Source organism: Salmonella sp. SAL4457, assembly GCF_046548235.1.
Taxonomy (GTDB): Bacteria; Pseudomonadota; Gammaproteobacteria; order Enterobacterales; family Enterobacteriaceae; genus Salmonella; species Salmonella enterica.
In genome coordinates, this window is sequence record NZ_JBGDZO010000009.1 from 1 (window position 1) to 16,716 (window position 16,716).

The 16,716-nt window shown below is 54.4% G+C and carries 15 protein-coding genes; 2 read left to right on the forward strand and 13 right to left on the reverse strand.

All coding sequences use genetic code 11. The features are described 5' to 3' along the window. The 8 genes from ccmA to napF all read right to left on the reverse strand — a co-directional run. On the reverse strand, positions 1-390 hold a 390-nt coding region (gene ccmA / locus ACLJNW_RS20825; protein ID WP_198870183.1), incomplete at its 3' end, for a heme ABC exporter ATP-binding protein CcmA. A 20-nt stretch (positions 391-410) separates the two neighbouring features. Continuing rightward, positions 411-1,013, reverse strand: coding sequence for a cytochrome c-type protein NapC (napC, locus tag ACLJNW_RS20830; protein ID WP_000431778.1), 603 nt, complete (start codon positions 1,011-1,013; stop codon positions 411-413). A 9-nt stretch (positions 1,014-1,022) separates the two neighbouring features. Continuing rightward, the gene (napB, locus tag ACLJNW_RS20835; RefSeq protein WP_000835182.1) at positions 1,023-1,472 is read right to left on the reverse strand and encodes a nitrate reductase cytochrome c-type subunit; all 450 of its coding nucleotides are present in this window, start codon (positions 1,470-1,472) and stop codon (positions 1,023-1,025) included. 115 nt (positions 1,473-1,587) lie between these two features. Beyond that, positions 1,588-2,457 (reverse strand): quinol dehydrogenase ferredoxin subunit NapH, encoded by an 870-nt coding sequence (gene napH, locus ACLJNW_RS20840; RefSeq protein ID WP_000013529.1) that lies wholly within the window; start codon positions 2,455-2,457, stop codon positions 1,588-1,590. After that, a complete protein-coding gene (gene napG / locus ACLJNW_RS20845) occupies positions 2,444-3,139 on the reverse strand; it encodes a ferredoxin-type protein NapG (protein ID WP_000091679.1) in 696 nt (231 codons plus the stop codon). Before napG ends, napH begins: the two co-directional genes overlap by 14 nt. Before the next feature lie 6 nt (positions 3,140-3,145). Beyond that, positions 3,146-5,632 carry a nitrate reductase catalytic subunit NapA gene (napA, locus tag ACLJNW_RS20850; protein ID WP_000778097.1) on the reverse strand — a complete coding sequence of 829 codons (2,487 nt, stop codon included), beginning with the start codon at positions 5,630-5,632 and terminating at the stop codon, positions 3,146-3,148. After that, complete coding sequence (gene napD, locus ACLJNW_RS20855; protein ID WP_001260058.1) at positions 5,629-5,892, reverse strand: chaperone NapD; 264 nt, start codon at positions 5,890-5,892, stop codon at positions 5,629-5,631. The genes napA and napD overlap by 4 nt, the downstream gene beginning before the upstream one ends. Further along, positions 5,882-6,373 carry a ferredoxin-type protein NapF gene (gene napF, locus ACLJNW_RS20860; RefSeq protein WP_000228072.1) on the reverse strand — a complete coding sequence of 164 codons (492 nt, stop codon included), beginning with the start codon at positions 6,371-6,373 and terminating at the stop codon, positions 5,882-5,884. The genes napD and napF overlap by 11 nt, the downstream gene beginning before the upstream one ends. 413 nt (positions 6,374-6,786) lie before the next feature. Here napF and eco point away from each other — a divergent pair, with 413 nt between their 5' ends. Continuing rightward, complete coding sequence (eco, locus tag ACLJNW_RS20865) at positions 6,787-7,281, forward strand: serine protease inhibitor ecotin (RefSeq protein ID WP_000781589.1); 495 nt, start codon at positions 6,787-6,789, stop codon at positions 7,279-7,281. A 208-nt stretch (positions 7,282-7,489) separates the two neighbouring features. On the opposite strand, the gene ACLJNW_RS20870 is transcribed toward eco, so the two are convergent. From ACLJNW_RS20870 to ACLJNW_RS20890, 5 genes are all read right to left on the reverse strand, one after another. After that, the gene (locus tag ACLJNW_RS20870) at positions 7,490-9,133 is read right to left on the reverse strand and encodes a multidrug ABC transporter permease/ATP-binding protein (RefSeq protein WP_000421589.1); all 1,644 of its coding nucleotides are present in this window, start codon (positions 9,131-9,133) and stop codon (positions 7,490-7,492) included. 75 nt (positions 9,134-9,208) lie between these two features. Beyond that, a complete protein-coding gene (alkB, locus tag ACLJNW_RS20875) occupies positions 9,209-9,859 on the reverse strand; it encodes a DNA oxidative demethylase AlkB (RefSeq protein WP_024154553.1) in 651 nt (216 codons plus the stop codon). A 2-nt stretch (positions 9,860-9,861) separates the two neighbouring features. Further along, positions 9,862-10,923 carry a bifunctional DNA-binding transcriptional regulator/O6-methylguanine-DNA methyltransferase Ada gene (gene ada, locus ACLJNW_RS20880; protein ID WP_031624478.1) on the reverse strand — a complete coding sequence of 354 codons (1,062 nt, stop codon included), beginning with the start codon at positions 10,921-10,923 and terminating at the stop codon, positions 9,862-9,864. Positions 10,924-11,003: 80 nt separating this feature from the next. Next, positions 11,004-12,056 carry an FAD:protein FMN transferase ApbE gene (gene apbE, locus ACLJNW_RS20885; protein ID WP_000784307.1) on the reverse strand — a complete coding sequence of 351 codons (1,053 nt, stop codon included), beginning with the start codon at positions 12,054-12,056 and terminating at the stop codon, positions 11,004-11,006. A 114-nt stretch (positions 12,057-12,170) separates the two neighbouring features. Continuing rightward, positions 12,171-13,307 carry a porin OmpC gene (locus tag ACLJNW_RS20890; protein WP_023204444.1) on the reverse strand — a complete coding sequence of 379 codons (1,137 nt, stop codon included), beginning with the start codon at positions 13,305-13,307 and terminating at the stop codon, positions 12,171-12,173. A 728-nt stretch (positions 13,308-14,035) separates the two neighbouring features. Between ACLJNW_RS20890 and rcsD the strand changes: the two genes are divergently transcribed. After that, the gene (gene rcsD, locus ACLJNW_RS20895) at positions 14,036-16,705 is read left to right on the forward strand and encodes a phosphotransferase RcsD (RefSeq protein WP_000083201.1); all 2,670 of its coding nucleotides are present in this window, start codon (positions 14,036-14,038) and stop codon (positions 16,703-16,705) included. Positions 16,706-16,716 lie beyond the last annotated feature (11 nt).

Sequence of the window (16,716 nt, forward strand, 5' to 3'; positions counted from 1 at the left end):
CTGCCCGGCCGAGAGCCGGGCGACCGGCACGTCCTCAAATCCCGCCAGCCCGGCCTGCGCCAGCGCCTCCGGGAGACGCGCGCCGTCGCCGGGGTGGAAGAAGTGCAGGTTCTCCCGCGCCGTCAGGCGGGTTTTAATCCCCGGCTGGTGCCCTATCCACAGCAGGCTGCGATGGAAGCTGTCGCGCACGCGGCGCAGGGGCTCGCCCTGCCAGTACACCTCGCCGCCATCCGGGCGCGCCAGCCCGGTCAGCAGGCGCAGCAGGGTGGTTTTTCCGGCGCCGTTGCCGCCGGTGACCTGCACCCACTCCCCGGCCTCCACGGTGAACGACAGCCCGCGAAACAGCGTCCTCTCGTCCCGCTCGCAGTACAGATCTCTGGCTTCAAGCATTCCCACTCATCAACGTCCTGTCAGAAACCTGGTTTAACATCACGCATATCCGGCAGTTTATGCGCGATCCCTTTGTGGCAATCGATACAGGTCTGTCCATCTTTTACCGCCTGATCGTGCATTTTCGCCGCGACGCCTTTTTGCGCGGTCAGATCCATAAAGTCGAAATTGTGGCAGTTACGGCATTCCTGCGAGTTGTTGTCTTTCATGCGCCGCCACTCATTTTGTGCCATTGTCAGGCGATGAGCTTCAAATTTCTGCGGTGTATCTATCAGCCCAAATACCTTCGCATACAGCTCTTTACTGGCTTTGATCTTACGGATCATCTTCGGCCCCCACTCATGCGGCACATGGCAGTCAGGACAGGTGGCACGAACGCCGCTACGGTTGTTGTAGTGGACGGTTTCCATATACTCCTCATACACCGTGTTGCGCATTTCATGGCAGCTAATACAAAACTCTTCGGTGTTAGCCTTTTCCATTCCGGTATTGAAGCCGCCCCAGAAGATGATGCCGCCGATAAAACCGATTAACAGCAGCGTCCCCAACGCCAGGCGGCTGGGGCTGCGCCACCATCGCCAGACGCGCTTTATCCAGCCGGGTTTACGGTTAGAATTTTCCATAATGACCTCTTATTTCCCGTAACCTTGCGAGGGGGTAAAGGTATTGTCGATAATCGGCGCGGTATCAGACTGCGGTACGTGGCACTGCAGGCAGAAATAACGACGCGGCGCGACGTTGCCCGACACTTTACCGTCGCTGTCCATAAAGTGCGTCGGACTGATACGCGGCGCGCCCGTCGTACGATAACTTTCCACGCCGTGGCATTGCAGACAGCGGTTGGTATTGGTCGTCACCTGGTAGCCCTCGACGCTGTGCGGGATCATCGGCGGCTGGTTGACGTAATTTAGCGGCATACGCTCCTGCTCTTTCGGCATACGAATCGCCCCTTCCTGCGTCCCGGATACTTCCGGCGACTGGCTCAGATCCACTCCGTTTGCCGCCCAAACCGCACCACTTACCACCAGGGCAAGCGTGGCCATCCATTGACACAGCGCTTTCATCAGGTCATGGCTTTTCATTGTTTCGCTCCCGAACTCCATCGCATTTACACTTCATCCTTCGAGCTGCCTCTTTGTTGGCTGCGCTCCAAAATCCCAGTCACATCGTTATCTATGCTCCTGGAGATTTCCTCGCTTACCGCCGCGATGCATCCCGAATGATGTTGCGTATCGTTATTGTAAAAACATCCTCAGAACAGACATCCACGCAGCGACCGCAGGTCATGCAGTCGCGGTGAGTGACCTGCGCCGGGCTTTGCTCATCCAGCACCGGCGCACGTAGCACATGCGGTTCCGGGCAAACATGAAAACAATCCATACAGCGATTACATTTCTCACGTTTTTTGGCCGTCACGGTCACTACGCCTTTACTGCCCAGCACGCCATACAGCGCGCCCATCGGGCAAATATGGCCGCACCAACCGTGCTCAACGACTAATAAATCAAATAAAAACAAAGCAATAATCAGCAACGCGCCGCTACTAAATCCCATAATCAGACTACGACCTAACAGCGACACGGGATTAATCCATTCCCACAGCAGCGTGCCGGTCAACGCCGAACCGATTAACACCACCACCAGAAGGACGTACCGTATATGGCGTGGAATCGTCGCAGACTGGTTCAGGTCAAATTTCCTGCGCATCCAGTTAGCCAAATCGGTAACGGGGTTTAGCGGGCAAACCCAACTGCAAAATAATCGCTTTCCCGCCAGCGCATACAGCACAGCGATAATCACTGCTCCCGTCAGCGCCACGGTAGCGGGAAGATGTCCACTGGCGAGACTTTCCAGAGTAATCAGCGGATCGGTCAACGGGAGGGTATCGAACAGCAAACTACTGCTGTAGTTGCCATGCAAAACCCAAAAGCCCAGCCACGGGCCGCTGAGAAACATCCCCAGCACCATAAACTGGCTGATACGGCGTAACACCAGCCAGCGGTGGCTACGCCACCAGCCTTTTTTCGCCCGCGCTTCTCGCCCGGCGTCGCGTTTACGATTTGCCATCTTTCCCCTCCAGCCAGCCGAAGCGGTAATGGTGTCCTAACTCCCCTTTCGCCAATGACAACGGCAACACTTTTATCGCTGGTTGCTCCAGTACGCAGACTTTTTCGCATTTGCCGCAGCCGGTACAGGCGTCGCTGTGTACGGTGGGCAGAAAGCGCGCATGTTTGCCGGTGCGCATGTTGCGATCCAGCTCCAGCGTGATGGCCTCATCGATTTTCGGGCATTCGCGGTAACAAACGTCGCAGCGCAGCCCCTGAAAGTTGAGGCAGTTTTCCTGATCCAGCAGCACCGCCAGCCCCATGCGCGAGTCATCAATGGAGGCGATATCTTTATTCAGCGCCCCGCTGGGGCAGACTTTGGCGCACGGAATGTCTTCACACATTTCGCAGGGGATGTCGCGAGCGACGAAATAGGGCGTACCTGCCGATAGCCCGGAGGCCAGCGTCGCCAGTTTTAGCGTGTCGTATGGACACGCCTGAACGCACTGCCCGCAGCGCACACAGGCGCTGGCGAAGACATTTTCATTCAGCGCGCCAGGCGGACGCAGCCGCACGCCCGTTGCGCGCGCGGTTTGCTGTTGCAAGCCCAGCGCCACGCCAACCGCCGCCAGCCCGCCCGCAGTGCGCACAACATCACGCAGGAAGCGGCGGCGGCCATTTTGGGGTTTCGCTGTACGGGACATAACGCGTTATACCTTCGCCAGCTTAACGGCGCACTTCTTGAAGTCCGTCTCTTTAGAGAGCGGGTCCGTCGCATCCAGCGTCAGGTTGTTCACTAGCTGAGCGGCATCGAAGAACGGCATATACACCAGTCCCTGCGGCGGACGGTTACGTCCACGCGTTTCGACAATCGAAATCACTTCGCCGCGGCGGGACGACACTTTAACCTTATCCCCACGACGCAGATCGCGCGCTTTCGCATCCAGCGGGTGAATAAAGACCACTGCTTCCGGGAAGGCGCGATGCAATTCAGGCACGCGGCGCGTCATACTGCCGGTATGCCAGTGTTCCAGCACGCGACCGGTGGAAAGCCACAGATCGTACTCGTTGTCCGGCGACTCCGCCGCGGGTTCAAATGGCAGCGCGAAGATCACCGCTTTGCCATCCGGTTTACCGTAGAATTTGTACCCTTCCCCCGCTTTTACATACGGGTCGTTGCCTTCGCTGTAACGCCATTGCGTCTCTTTGCCTTCGACGACCGGCCAGCGCAGACCGCGCGCGTTGTGGTAATCGTCGAACGGCGCCAGATCGTGCCCGTGGCCACGTCCAAACCAGGCGTATTCTTCAAACAGCCCTTTTTGCAGATAGAAGCCCAGCTCACGAGACTCATCGTTTAACTGATCCTCTTTCAGCTCGCTCAGCGGGAATTTGCTGACCGCCGGCGTGGCGAACAGAACGTCATACAGCGTTTTACCGCGCAGCTCCGGCTTCTGGGCCAGCAACGCCTCCGGCCAGACCTCCTCGGTTTTAAAACGACGGGAGAACTGCACCAGTTGCCAGAGGTCGGATTTAGCTTCGCCCGGCGCTTTAATTTGCTGACGCCAGAACTGCGTGCGGCGTTCGGCGTTGCCGTAAGCGCCTTCTTTCTCAACCCACATGGCGGTCGGCAGGATCAGATCCGCAGACAGCGCGCTCACCGTCGGGTAAGGATCGGAGACAATGATAAAGTTACGCGGATCGCGCCAGCCCGGCATCCGATCTTCATTGATGTTCGGCCCGGCCTGCATATTGTTATTACACATTACCCAGTAGACGTTCAGCTTGCCGTCTTTCAACGCGCGATCCTGCGCCACCGCATGTAAACCCACTTTTGCCGGAATAGTGCCAGCGGGGATCTGCCAGTGTTTTTCGCAGATATCACGGTGTTTTTCGTTCGTCACGACCATGTCTGCGGGCAGACGGTGTGAGAAGGTTCCCACTTCACGCGCCGTACCGCAGGCGGAAGGCTGGCCGGTCAGCGAGAAAGGACCGCAGCCAGGCTGGGAGATTTTTCCGGTCAGCAGATGGAGGTTGTAAACCAAGTTATTCGCCCACACGCCGCGGGTATGCTGGTTAAAACCCATCGTCCAGTAAGAGATCACGCGCTTATTCGGATCGGCGTAGAGCTGTGCCAACTGTTCCAGTTGATCTTTCGGCACGCCGGTCATTTCAGCAGTCTTGTCCAACGTATATTCCGCCACGAAGGCTTTATACTCGTCGAAGCTCATCGGCTCGGAAGCGTCGGAGCCCGGATTCTTCGCCGCTTTTTCCAGCGGGTGCGTCGGGCGTAAGCCGTAGCCGATATCCGTCGCCCCTTTACGCAGATTCACATGCTTTGTGAAGAAATCCTGATTTACCGCGTTGTTCTGAATAATGTAATTCGCGATATAGTTAAGGATCACCAGATCGCTTTGCGGGGTAAAGACAATACCGTTGTCCGCCAGTTCAAAGCTGCGGTGCTGGAAGGTGGAGAGGACAGCGACCTTCACGTTCGGGTCGGACAAACGGCGGTTAGTGATGCGCGACCATAAAATCGGGTGCATCTCCGCCATGTTGGACCCCCACAGCACAAACGCATCGGCCTGCTCAATATCGTCGTAGCAGCCCATCGGTTCATCCATGCCAAAGGTGCGCATAAAGCCCACCACCGCCGAGGCCATGCAGTGACGCGCATTCGGGTCGATGTTGTTAGAGCGGAAACCAGCCTTGAACAGTTTCGCGGCGGCATAGCCTTCCCAGATGGTCCATTGACCCGATCCAAACATGCCGATCGCTTCTGGTCCTTTCTCTTTCAGGGAGGTTTTAAACTTCTCCTCCATCACATCGAAGGCCTGTTCCCAGCTCACCGGCGTAAACTCGCCGTCTTTGTGATAGCTGCCGTCTTTCATGCGCAGCATCGGCTGCGTCAGACGATCTTTACCGTACATGATTTTGGGCAGGAAATAGCCTTTAATGCAGTTCAGACCACGGTTGACCGGCGCGTCGGGGTCGCCCTGGCAGGCGACCACACGGCCCTGCTGCGTTCCCACCAACACACCGCAACCCGTTCCGCAAAAACGGCACGGCGCTTTATCCCATTTGATGGCTTCCTGCTGCCCGACAACGGCGCGGGCGACGCCCGGCACGCTCAGACCGGCAGCCGCCGCAGCGGCCGCAACGGCGTTAGCTTTCATAAAGCTACGACGACTGAGTTTCATGGTGTTTCCTCACCTTGCTCATCCTGCTGGTGATAAACCAGCGACACCGCCAGTACGCCCTCGACATTGCGTACTGACTCAATTGTTTGCATCAGCGTTTCACTCTGGTCTGCTTCCGCCACCACGATCAGCTGCCCGCTTTCAACGTCGCTTAACGCGACTTCGCAACCCGGCAACGTGTTCAACTGTGTGCCAATGGCGGCGATGTTCTGACTTTTGGCCTGCACGACCAGGCTACAGACCTGCCAGTTAGTGCGCATGGTGGTTCTCCGCTTTGATGGCTGACACGGGACAGATAGCCACACACGCCCCGCATCCGTTACAGGCCTGCGAGTCAAGCTGCGGCTGGTAAATGCCGGATAGCGTGGGACGAAAGGTAATGGCCATAGGTTCACAACTGTCCTGGCAGCGATGGCATTCAACCGATTGCCTGGCGAGGCAGTTTTCCGTGAGTGTAAAAATTAAATCCCAGGCCCTGGTGTGGCGCGGAAGAAAAAGCGATTCGGTACAGGCCTGCGCGCAGGCATAACAAAAGCTGCACTCGCCCCGTTTGAAATCTACGCTCGGATACCCCCCCGTCCCTCGCTGCAGGATGTCGGCCTCACACGCCTGGATGCAGGCGTCGCAACGCAGACAATGTGCGAGAAAATAGGTTGTTTCTCTGGCCCACGGCGGAAGAATCCCATTGCTGGCGTTGCGCCAACTGCCGGTCAACATGCTTCGACGGGATAAATCAACCATGATATCGCCCTTCCATAACGACACGCTTCCATAGGGAGTGAATACCAATAAAAACCGTACAATTTATGAGTAGTTGTTTTTGTAAATAAGATATTTCAGGATGTGTAAGAGATGCATACCCCGATAGAGGTAAATGCTGTTGCCGGATCAAAAGAGTGCCGGGTAAAGACCCGTAAACGTGCTTTTTCTCACATTTCAATGAGTTATATAGATATTTATATAACGAAAACCACTAATAGCTGATAATTTCATTTGCATTATCAATATCAGAATATTCAACTATATAAAAATACGCTATTTTATTAATAATCTTGAAAATATGAGTAAATACAGATTAATAGATAATATGAATGTGTTAATCTGTTGCCCGTGCATACCGAAAACAGCAGAAAGGAAATACTGTGAACAATCAAATGAAGATGTTTGTCCCTGCCGTCGTCTTCGCCGCCCTCGCCAGCGCCTCTGCCTGGGCTAACAATGGTGATACCGCCCAGCCGCTGGAAAAAATCGCCCCCTATCCGCAGGCGGAAAAAGGAATGAAGCGGCAAGTGATAACCCTTACCCCTCAGCAGGATGAATCTACCCTCAAAGTGGAACTGTTGATTGGTCAAACGCTGAATGTGGATTGTAACCAGCATCGCCTCGGCGGCACGCTGGAAACAAAAACGCTGGAAGGCTGGGGCTATGACTATTATGTCTTTGATAACGTCACCTCTCCGGTATCAACCATGATGGCCTGCCCTGAAGGTAAGAAAGAGCAAAAATTCGTCACCGCCTGGCTGGGTGAAGACGGGATGCTGCGCTACAACAGCAAGCTGCCGATCGTGGTGTATACCCCGGCGAATGTGGACGTGAAATACCGCATCTGGAAAGCGGACGCTAACGTACAGAACGCCGTCGCGCGATAACGTTACGCTGCCCGGTCACACTTACCGGGCATCTGAACACGCCGGCTCACGCAGCGCTCCGGGGTTCTTTTCAAAACACGTCTGGAAATCCGCTCGCCCGCCGCAAGAAATAACCCGATGCCTGGTGGCGACGCGTGGCATCTTATCAGGCCTACCCGCGTGCGGACGTAGGGCTGCCATCAGGCGGTTTATCCGGCGCCATAATCCATTACGCAGTACGCGCAACCGCATCACGCGAGGCGGCATCACGTTCGTCGCCAGTGAGTTCGGTTAGCTGTCCGTTACGCATTTCAAGCAGACGATCGGCGTGAATAAAATAGTGATCATCATGGCTAATGGCGAAAATGGTTTTGCCCATTTCCTGCATTAACGGCAACAGTACCTGATAAAATTCCCGGCGGAAATGCGGGTCCTGATCGGCGGCCCACTCATCCAGCAAAATAATATCGCGCTCTTCCGCCAGCGCCAGCAGCAGCGCAATGCGCTTTTTTTGCCCTTTCGACAGTTTAAGATTCAAAATGCGCCCGTCGTTTAGCTCCAGCTTGTGCGTCATTTTCAGGTGCTCAAGCCACTTTTCGACCAGCGCGGGATTGGCGGGTTTCCCCTGCGGCCCCAGCAGGCGGTCGAATAACCACACATCGGTGAACACCGCAGAAAACAGTTTGCGATAATCTTCCGGCTGCCCGGCGGCAATAGGTTGACCATCAAGTAAAATCGTTCCCGATTGCGGCTGGTATAAACCGGTCAATAACATGGCCAGCGTCGATTTCCCGCTACCGTTGCCGCCAATTAAAAACAGCAGTTCGCCGCGGTGAATCGTCAGGTTGATGGGCCCCACGGAAAACGCGTTATCCTGATAGTGGAAAACCACGTTGCGCAGCTCCAGCGTCTTCCAGTCGGGAAAGGCTTTCGGCTGCGGAAAATCAGGCTTATACGGGGCGAGCGCGAATTTATTCAGTTTATTAAACGCCACCTGGGCGGTCAGTAGCGTTGGCAACGCCCCCACCGCAGACAGCAGCGGCGTGCGCAGGAACAGCAACGTCAGTGAATAGGTCGCCGCGACGTTGGTATCCGCCCAGCCGAGACTATTCGCCATCCAGAAGACCAGGCCTATCGCCCCCAGCATCATGATATTCGACCAGTTGACGGCGCTCAGATGAAAAGTATCGGCACGGATAATGTGATGACGGTACTCTTTGGCGTCCGGGGTATAGCATTGCTGAAAAATCTGCTCCGCACGCTCGCGGTTTAGCGTCAGCTCTTTGCGTCCTTCCAGCACCGTCTGATAGTCGTTGTACAGCTTATCTTCGGTCTCGCGCAGGGTCGCCATATGCTGGTAAACCCGCGCCACCAGCACGAATCCGCCCCAGATAGTGACCGCCATCCAGATAGCCGTAACCAGCAGCATTTTTGTCGATAGCATCGCCAGATACGCCGCCGAGCCGACGGTGAGGATAATGCCCTGCACCAGCTCAGGCAGACGCACAAAGGCGATAGTAATATTGCGAATATCGCTGGTCAGACCGGCCAGTAAAGAGGCGCTGCCCAGTTGCTCAATGCGTTCAACGTGCGTATCCAGAATACGCTTGATAAATTCGCTGCGCAGGCGGTAAACGAAATGGTGTCCCAGAGTGGTGAGCGCCAGTTGGGAACCTAATGTGACGACCATTAGTAACAGGAGCAGACCGAGAAATTCCGGCAGCACCATGACGGTGGTGTCCACCGTTTCAATCAGGCGCTGATTGATAAACGCGATCAGGCCAATCCCCAGCGCCGCGCTGGCGAGGCTCAGCGCCATCACGCTAATAAATGGCCAGCGGTACTGCCGCCAGACAAGAATAAGAAGTTCCATGCATACAACCCGGACCGATAATAACAGCCCGCAGTTTAACTAACTCCACCTGCACAGCAATAATAATTCTTATTTTTATTCTTTTTCAGCTGCCTTACGGAAGGTGAGATTGTAACGAAATTCACCGGTCATGGGATGAAAGCCCGCTTTAAGCGGCTGGATACCATGATAAAACAGCCGGGACTCGCCGCCCCAGACCACGATATCGCCATGCTCCAGTAAGATCCGCTGGAGCGGATCGCTGCGACGCAGGCCGCCAAACTGAAAAACCGCCGGCACCCCCAACGAAACTGAGATAATAGGCGCGCGCAGATCCGGCTCGTCTTTATCCTGATGCAGCGACAGTTTTGCGCCGGGCGCGTAGCGATTGATCAGGCAGGCGTCCGGTTGGAAGCTCGCATACCCTGCCGCGATTGCCGCCTGACGACATACGCTGGCAAACGATAACGGCAGCGCAGGCCAGGGTTTATCGGTCAACGGATCGCGCACGGCATAACAATAACCGTGACGATCGGTGGTCCACCCTAACGCGCCGCAGTTGGTCATCGCCACCGACATGGTGTAGCCGCCCGGCGTCACCATCTGACGAAACGGTGACTGACTGGCGACAAACCCGATATCGTCTAATAGCGACTGCGCCGCGCGAAACGCAAAGCGGCGCAACACCACCGCGCCAGGCGCCAGGGACTCTTGCCAGGGCGCTTCATCAGCAAACAGATCCAGCATTGCTACTCCTCTTTTTGTGCTTCTCGCTTTAATAGCTGCGCTTTTCGACGCACGCCCCAACGATAACCGGAGAGCGCGCCATCGCGACGCACGACCCGATGACACGGGATCACCATCGCCAGTTTGTTCGCGCCGCACGCGCTGGCGACCGCGCGTACTGCCGTGGGTTTGCCGATAGTCGCGGCAAGCTGTTGATAGCTTACGGTTTCGCCGCAGGGAATTGCGCATAACGCCTGCCAGACCTGCTGTTGAAACGCGGTTCCCTGGATATCCAGCGGCAACGAGAGCAGCACATCGCGTGTGTTGATAGCCGCGACAACCTGCCGCACCCGTTGCTGAAAAAGCGCGTCAGCAGGTTCGTGGCGGGCCGCCGGGAAAAGGGTGTGTAATTCAGCCAGTAGCGCGTCGTCGCTATCACCGGGGAGAATCGCGCAAATCCCCCGCTCGCTCTCCGCCACCAGGCACCGTCCGTAAACCCAGTCCGTCAGCGCATAGCGAACGGAGACATTATCGCCGCCTTTGCGAAACTGTTTTGCCGTCATGCCCAGCGTCTGGTCGGCATGACGGTAGTAGCTACTGCTATCCGGGAAGCCGGCGCGATAAATAGCCGCCGTGATCTGCTCTCCTTTCGCCAACGCCTCACGCAGCCGCCGGGCGCGCCACGCCTGCTGCCACCCTTTCGGCGTCATTCCGGTGCTCGCTTTAAACAGACGGTGCAGATGAAACGGGCTCATCGCCACCGCCTGCGCCAGAGACGCCAGCGTTACCGGCGTCTCCTGCTCAAGTAAACGGCAGGCGTAGGCAATCTTATCCAACCGCCGTTGCTGCGCGCGCGCATTATCCGGCTGACAGCGCTTGCAGGGGCGAAAACCGGCGTCCAGCGCCTGCTGCGCGTTGGCAAAAAAGCGAACATTTTTACGTAACGCCCGCTTCGAGCGACAAGAAGGACGGCAAAAAACGCCGGTGGTTCGCACCGCAAAAACGAAACGCCCATCCGCGCTGGCATCGCGCGCCTGCACCCGCAGCCAGCATTCATCATCGGTAAGTAACGCTTTTTTCATCATAGACTCCTTCATTAAGCATAGTGCTTGCTTACATGCAGTGTGTCCGTAAATCCGCCCACAAAAACCCGTAATCTTGCGTTTTAATTCTTATCGCTCACCAGGAACGTTTTGAACTGCGGCGACATCCAGGTTTTAAAGCCTTCACCTTCTTTCATGATCATAAAGACCGCCAGCCCTTCCCGCCGCACGACCTCTTGCGCCTTTTGCGTACCAAGCACCATCAGACCGGTGTCCCAGCCGTCCGCTTCCAGCGCCGTTGGCGCGATGACCGTAACCGATACCAGGTTGTGTTCAATGGGGCGCCCCGTTTGCGGATCGATAACGTGCGATACGCGCTTGCCATCCAGCTCATAATAGTTGCGGTAGCTGCCGGAGGTGCTGATGCCATGCCCGTTGATATCCACAATCGCCTGCACCGCGTTTTCCCGGTCGGTCGGCTTCTGAATCGCGACGCGCCACGGCTGCCCCTGCGCATTCATCCCGCGGCTGCTTAATGCGCCGCCCACCGAGACCAGATAACGCGCAATACCCTCCTGCTCCATCAGACGCGCCAGATGATCCGCCGCATAGCCCTCCCCGACCGTGGAGAGATCAACATAAAGATCCGGCAGATCTTTTTGCAAAAACTGATGTCCAGCCCTGTCGATAACCTGCAAATGTTGCAGGCCTGTTTTCGCTTTTGCCGCATCGATTTGTGCTGGCGTTGGGATATGCAGCGGCTGCCGATCCGGCCCAAACCCCCACAGATTGACCAGCGGGCCCACGGTGATATCCATCGCGCCATCCGTCTTCGCGCCAATACGCAGCGCCGAGGTCACGATATCCGCCATGGCTTCGCTGACCGGCCAGGGCGCAAGGCTGCGTGAATGGTTAAAACGCATTAGCGCGGAGTCATTTTTATAGGTAGAAAGCAACCAATCATCAGCATCAAGCTGAGTCTGGATTTTAGTCTGTAACTCTGCGGCGCGTTTCGCATCGATGCCAACCACGCTCACCCGCCAGAGGGTCCCCATCGTTTTACCTTCCAGCACCTGAGCGGCAGGTGACGCTGTTGTCGTTTCGGGAGCCTCATCGCAGCCCATAAGTAAAAAAGCCGCCGCCAGACACACGGCCCGGCAAAAAGTCATTTTCATCGCTGTTTATCCTCATTCGAATGGACGCAAGCGTATATCAAAACGTCGTATTTGTACGCCGGAATAAGGCATGAAAAAAGGGCCCGCAGGCCCTTTAGCAACATCTTTTGCTGATTAGAACTGGTAAACCAGACCCAGCGCTACGATGTCGTCGGTGTTGATGCCCGCATCGCGGGTAAAGTCGTTTTTATCCAGCAGGTTGATTTTGTAATCAACATAGGTGGACATATTTTTGTTGAAGTAGTAAGTCGCGCCGACATCAACGTATTTTACGATGTCCTGGTCGCCATAGCTGGCGCCGTAGCCGTTGCTGATGTCCTTACCTTTAGACTGCAGGTAAGCCACAGACGGACGCAGACCAAAGTCGAACTGGTACTGAGCAACCACTTCAAAGTTCTGCGCTTTGTTGGCAAAACCGTAAGAGGTGGACGGGTTGCTACCGTTAGAGGTACCAAAACGGGTTGCGTTATAGGTCTGAGAATACTGCGCTGCCAGATAGATGTTGTTCGCATCGTATTTCAGGCCGCCGGTGTAAACCGTGGCGCGATCGCCGTTACCATACAGGCGAGCGTTAGCGGTGTTGTTCTGATCGGCAGTACGTTTAGACGTGGTGATAGCGCCACCGACAGAGAAGCCTTCGCCGATTGCATAAGTCAGCGATCCGCCGTAACCGTCACCGTTCTGGTTCAGCAGGCTGCGCCCACCATCGTTTTCACCGCTCACGCTGCCGTTTTTGCCCTGATACTGCAACGCGAAGTCCAGACCATCCACCAGGCCGAAGAAGTCGGTGTTACGGTAGGTGGCATAGCCGTTACCACGCTGCTGCATAAAGTTGTCAGCGCCGTAGGTGTCGCCGCCGAACTCCGGCAGAACGTCGGTCCAGGAGGTCACATCATAGGTTACGCCGTAGTTACGACCATAATCGAAGGAACCTGCGTCAGCGAATTTCAGACCCGCAAACGCCACACGCGTCCAGGAGTCGTTGCTGCCTTCAGTCTGGTTGCCCTGAATCTGATATTCCCACTGGCCATAACCGGTCAGCTGATCGTTAACCTGCGTTTCGCCTTTGAAGCCGATACGCATGTAGGTCTGGTCGCCGTCGCTGCCTTTGTCGTCAGAGAAGTAGTGCAGGCCATCAACTTTACCAAACAGGTCTAATTTGTTGCCGTCTTTATTATAAATTTCAGCCGCATTCGCTGCGCCCGCCACCAGCAGAGCTGGTACCAGGAGGGACAGTACTTTAACTTTCATGTTATTAACCCTCTGTTATATGCCTTTATTGCTTTTTTATGCCACTGCTTACTGGTTAACCCTCATTAACCAGTCGGCAAGTCCATTCTCCGCAAAAATACAGAATAATCCAACACGAATATGATACTAAAACTTTTAAGATGTTACAGTTATCTACATAGATGTTTCAAAATATGAATTTTACGGAACTTTTTTAAAGCAAAAATCAAGTAAAAATAAGCACAAATAGACAAAATATATTCACGAAACTTTTAAAATCAACGGGTTAAATTGATGAAATTCATAGCACTGAATGATAAAACAGAATCTTCATTCGCAACTAAAATAGTGACCGCTATCATCATTAACTTTATTTATTACCGTCATTCACTTCTGAATGTCTGTTTACCCCTATTTCAACCGGATGCTTCGCATTCGGTTTTTTTTAGCCTTTTTCAGACACACCCGGCTGATTTATGCTACCTGCCTAAAACTATCACGGTTATTCACTACACTCCCCTGCTCGACCGTTCGTAAGACATTAGCAAATAATTTCTTGATATTTAGTGCTAAACATTTATAAGTAGTCTTTATATTTGTACCGTTCTGCGAAGGTTGTACGCTTTTCCCGTCCCGCCGACGGAGCGCGTGTTAAGTCGCCCGGCATGACGTAAGAGTCTGGAAATTCATTCATTACCCTTTATACTGCCCTTCACCTTCAGCGTTGCTTTTACAGGTCGTAAACATAAATGAGTCAGTCTGACACAACGGTCTCTACCCGATTCTCCCTTCTACCGGGAAGCATTACCCGTTTCTTCTTATTGCTGATCATTGTGCTGCTGGTAACGATGGGCGTTATGGTACAGAGCGCCGTCAACGCCTGGTTGAAAGACAAAAGCTATCAAATTGTCGATATCACCCACGCTATTCATAAACGCGTTGATACCTGGCGGTATGTTACCTGGCAAATTTATGACAACATCGCCGCGACCACTACGCCATCGACAGGTGAAGGACTTCAGGAAACGCGTCTGAAGCAGGATGTGTATTATCTTGAAAAGCCGCGACGTAAAACTGAAGCGCTGATTTTCGGTTCCCATGACAGCGCCACGCTGGAAATGACGCAGCGTATGTCAACCTATCTGGATACGCTGTGGGGCGCGGAAAACGTGCCGTGGTCAATGTATTATCTCAACGGACAGGATAACAGCCTGATTCTTATCTCTACCCTACCGTTGAAAGATCTCTCTTCCGGCTTTAAAGAGTCCACTATTGGCAATATCGTCGATTCCCGCCGGGCAGAGATGTTGCAGCAGGCGAATGCGCTGGATGAGCGCGAAAGTTTCTCCTCATTGCGAAAACTGGCCTGGCAAAACGGTCACTATTTTACGCTGCGCACGACCTTCAATCAGCCAGGACATCTGGCGACCGTGGTGGCGTTTGATCTGCCCATTAATGATTTAATCCCGCCGGGAATGCCGCTGGACAGTTTTCGGATAGAGCCTGACGCAACCCAGGCGACGGGGCGAAGCAGTGAAAAGGAAGCGCCAGATAGCGTCACGATTAGCTTTAACGGTTCAAAAATTGAGATCTCCTCAGCGCTTAACTCTACCGGAATGCGCCTGATCTGGCAGGTACCGTTCGGTACGCTTTTGCTTGATACGCTGCAAAATATTTTGCTGCCTTTACTGCTGAACATCGGGCTGCTGGCGTTGGCGTTATTTGGCTACGCCACGTTCCGTCATCAGCCGGGACGGTCGACGGAATCGACATCCGGCAACGCGGCGAATAACGAGCTTCGCGTCTTACGCGCCATTAATGAAGAGATCGTTTCTCTGCTGCCGCTGGGTCTGCTGGTCTACGATCAGGAAGGCAACCGCACCGTGATCAGCAATAAAATCGCCGATCATCTGTTGCCGCATCTTAACCTGCAAAATATTACCAGCATGGCGGAGCAGCATCAGGGCGTGATTCAGGCGACAATTAATAACGAACTGTATGAGATCCGTCTGTTTCGCAGCCAGATCGCTCCCCGCACGCAGATCTTTATTATCCGCGATCAGGACCGGGAAGTGCTGGTGAATAAGAAGCTTAAACAGGCGCAGCGTTTGTATGAGAAAAATCAGCAGGGCCGCGCCGCCTTTATGCAAAATATCAGCAACACGCTTAAAGAGCCCGTACGCCAACTGGCGGTTAACGCCGCGGCAGTCACCACGCCGGAAAGCCTGAAACTGGCGGATCAGGCGGATGTATTGGTACGTATGATCGATGAAATCCAACTGGCGAATATGCTGGAAAATGACGCATGGAAAAGCGAAGCAACGCTGTTCTCCCTTCAGGATCTTATTGACGAAGTCGTGCCGGAAGTGCTGCCCGCCATTAAGCGTAAAGGGCTGCAACTGCTGATTAATAACCATCTTAGCGGCAACGATGAACGCTGGGGCGATCGCGACGCCCTGCGCCGGATTTTGCTGCTGTTGATTCAGTATGCCGTCACGACGACCGCTATGGGTAAAATTACGCTTGAAGTCGAGCAGGATGAATCTATCGCGGAGCGTCTGACTTTCCGTATTCTGGATACGGGCGAAGGTGTAACGTTAAACGAGATTGATAATCTGCATTTCCCGTATATGAATGAAACGCAGGGCGATCGTTACGGCAAAGCGAATCCGCTCACCTTCTGGCTGTGCAATCAACTGGCGCGCAAACTGGGCGGTCATCTCAACATTAAAGCGCGAGAAACTCTGGGCACGCGCTATACCGTTCATGTCAAAATGCTTCCTCACGATCAGCATACTCAGGTCGAAGAGCGCCTGCTGGACGACGTGAGCGTGATGGTCGATGTGACGTCCAACGAGGTTCGCGCGATTGTGCTGCGTCAGTTAGAAAACTGGGGCGCCACCTGCATCACGCCGGATGAAAGGCAGATAAGTCAAGAATATGATCTCTTTTTAACGGATAATCCGTCTAATCTTACTGCCTCGGGCTTGCTTTTAAGCGATGATGAGTCAGGCGTGCGGAAAATTGGCCCGGGTCAGTTGCGCGTCAACTTTAATATGAGCAATGCTATGCAGGAAGCTGTACTACAACTTATCGAAGAGCAGCTGGCGCAGGAAGAGATTCCCGCCTCCCCGCTCGGCGGAGATGAAAATGCCGAGCTTCATGCCAGCGGCTATTATGCGCTATTTGTAGACACAGTACCGGATGATGTTAAGAGGTTGTATACTGAGGCGGCAACCAGCGATTTCGCTGCGCTGGCCCAAACGGCCCACCGCCTGAAAGGGGTGTTTGCCATGCTTAATCTGGTACCCGGCAAGCAGTTATGTGAAACGCTGGAACATCTGATTCGTGAGAAAGATGCTCCAGGTATAGAAAAATATATCAGCGACATTGACGCCTACGTCAAAAGCTTGCTGTAGCAAGGTAGCCC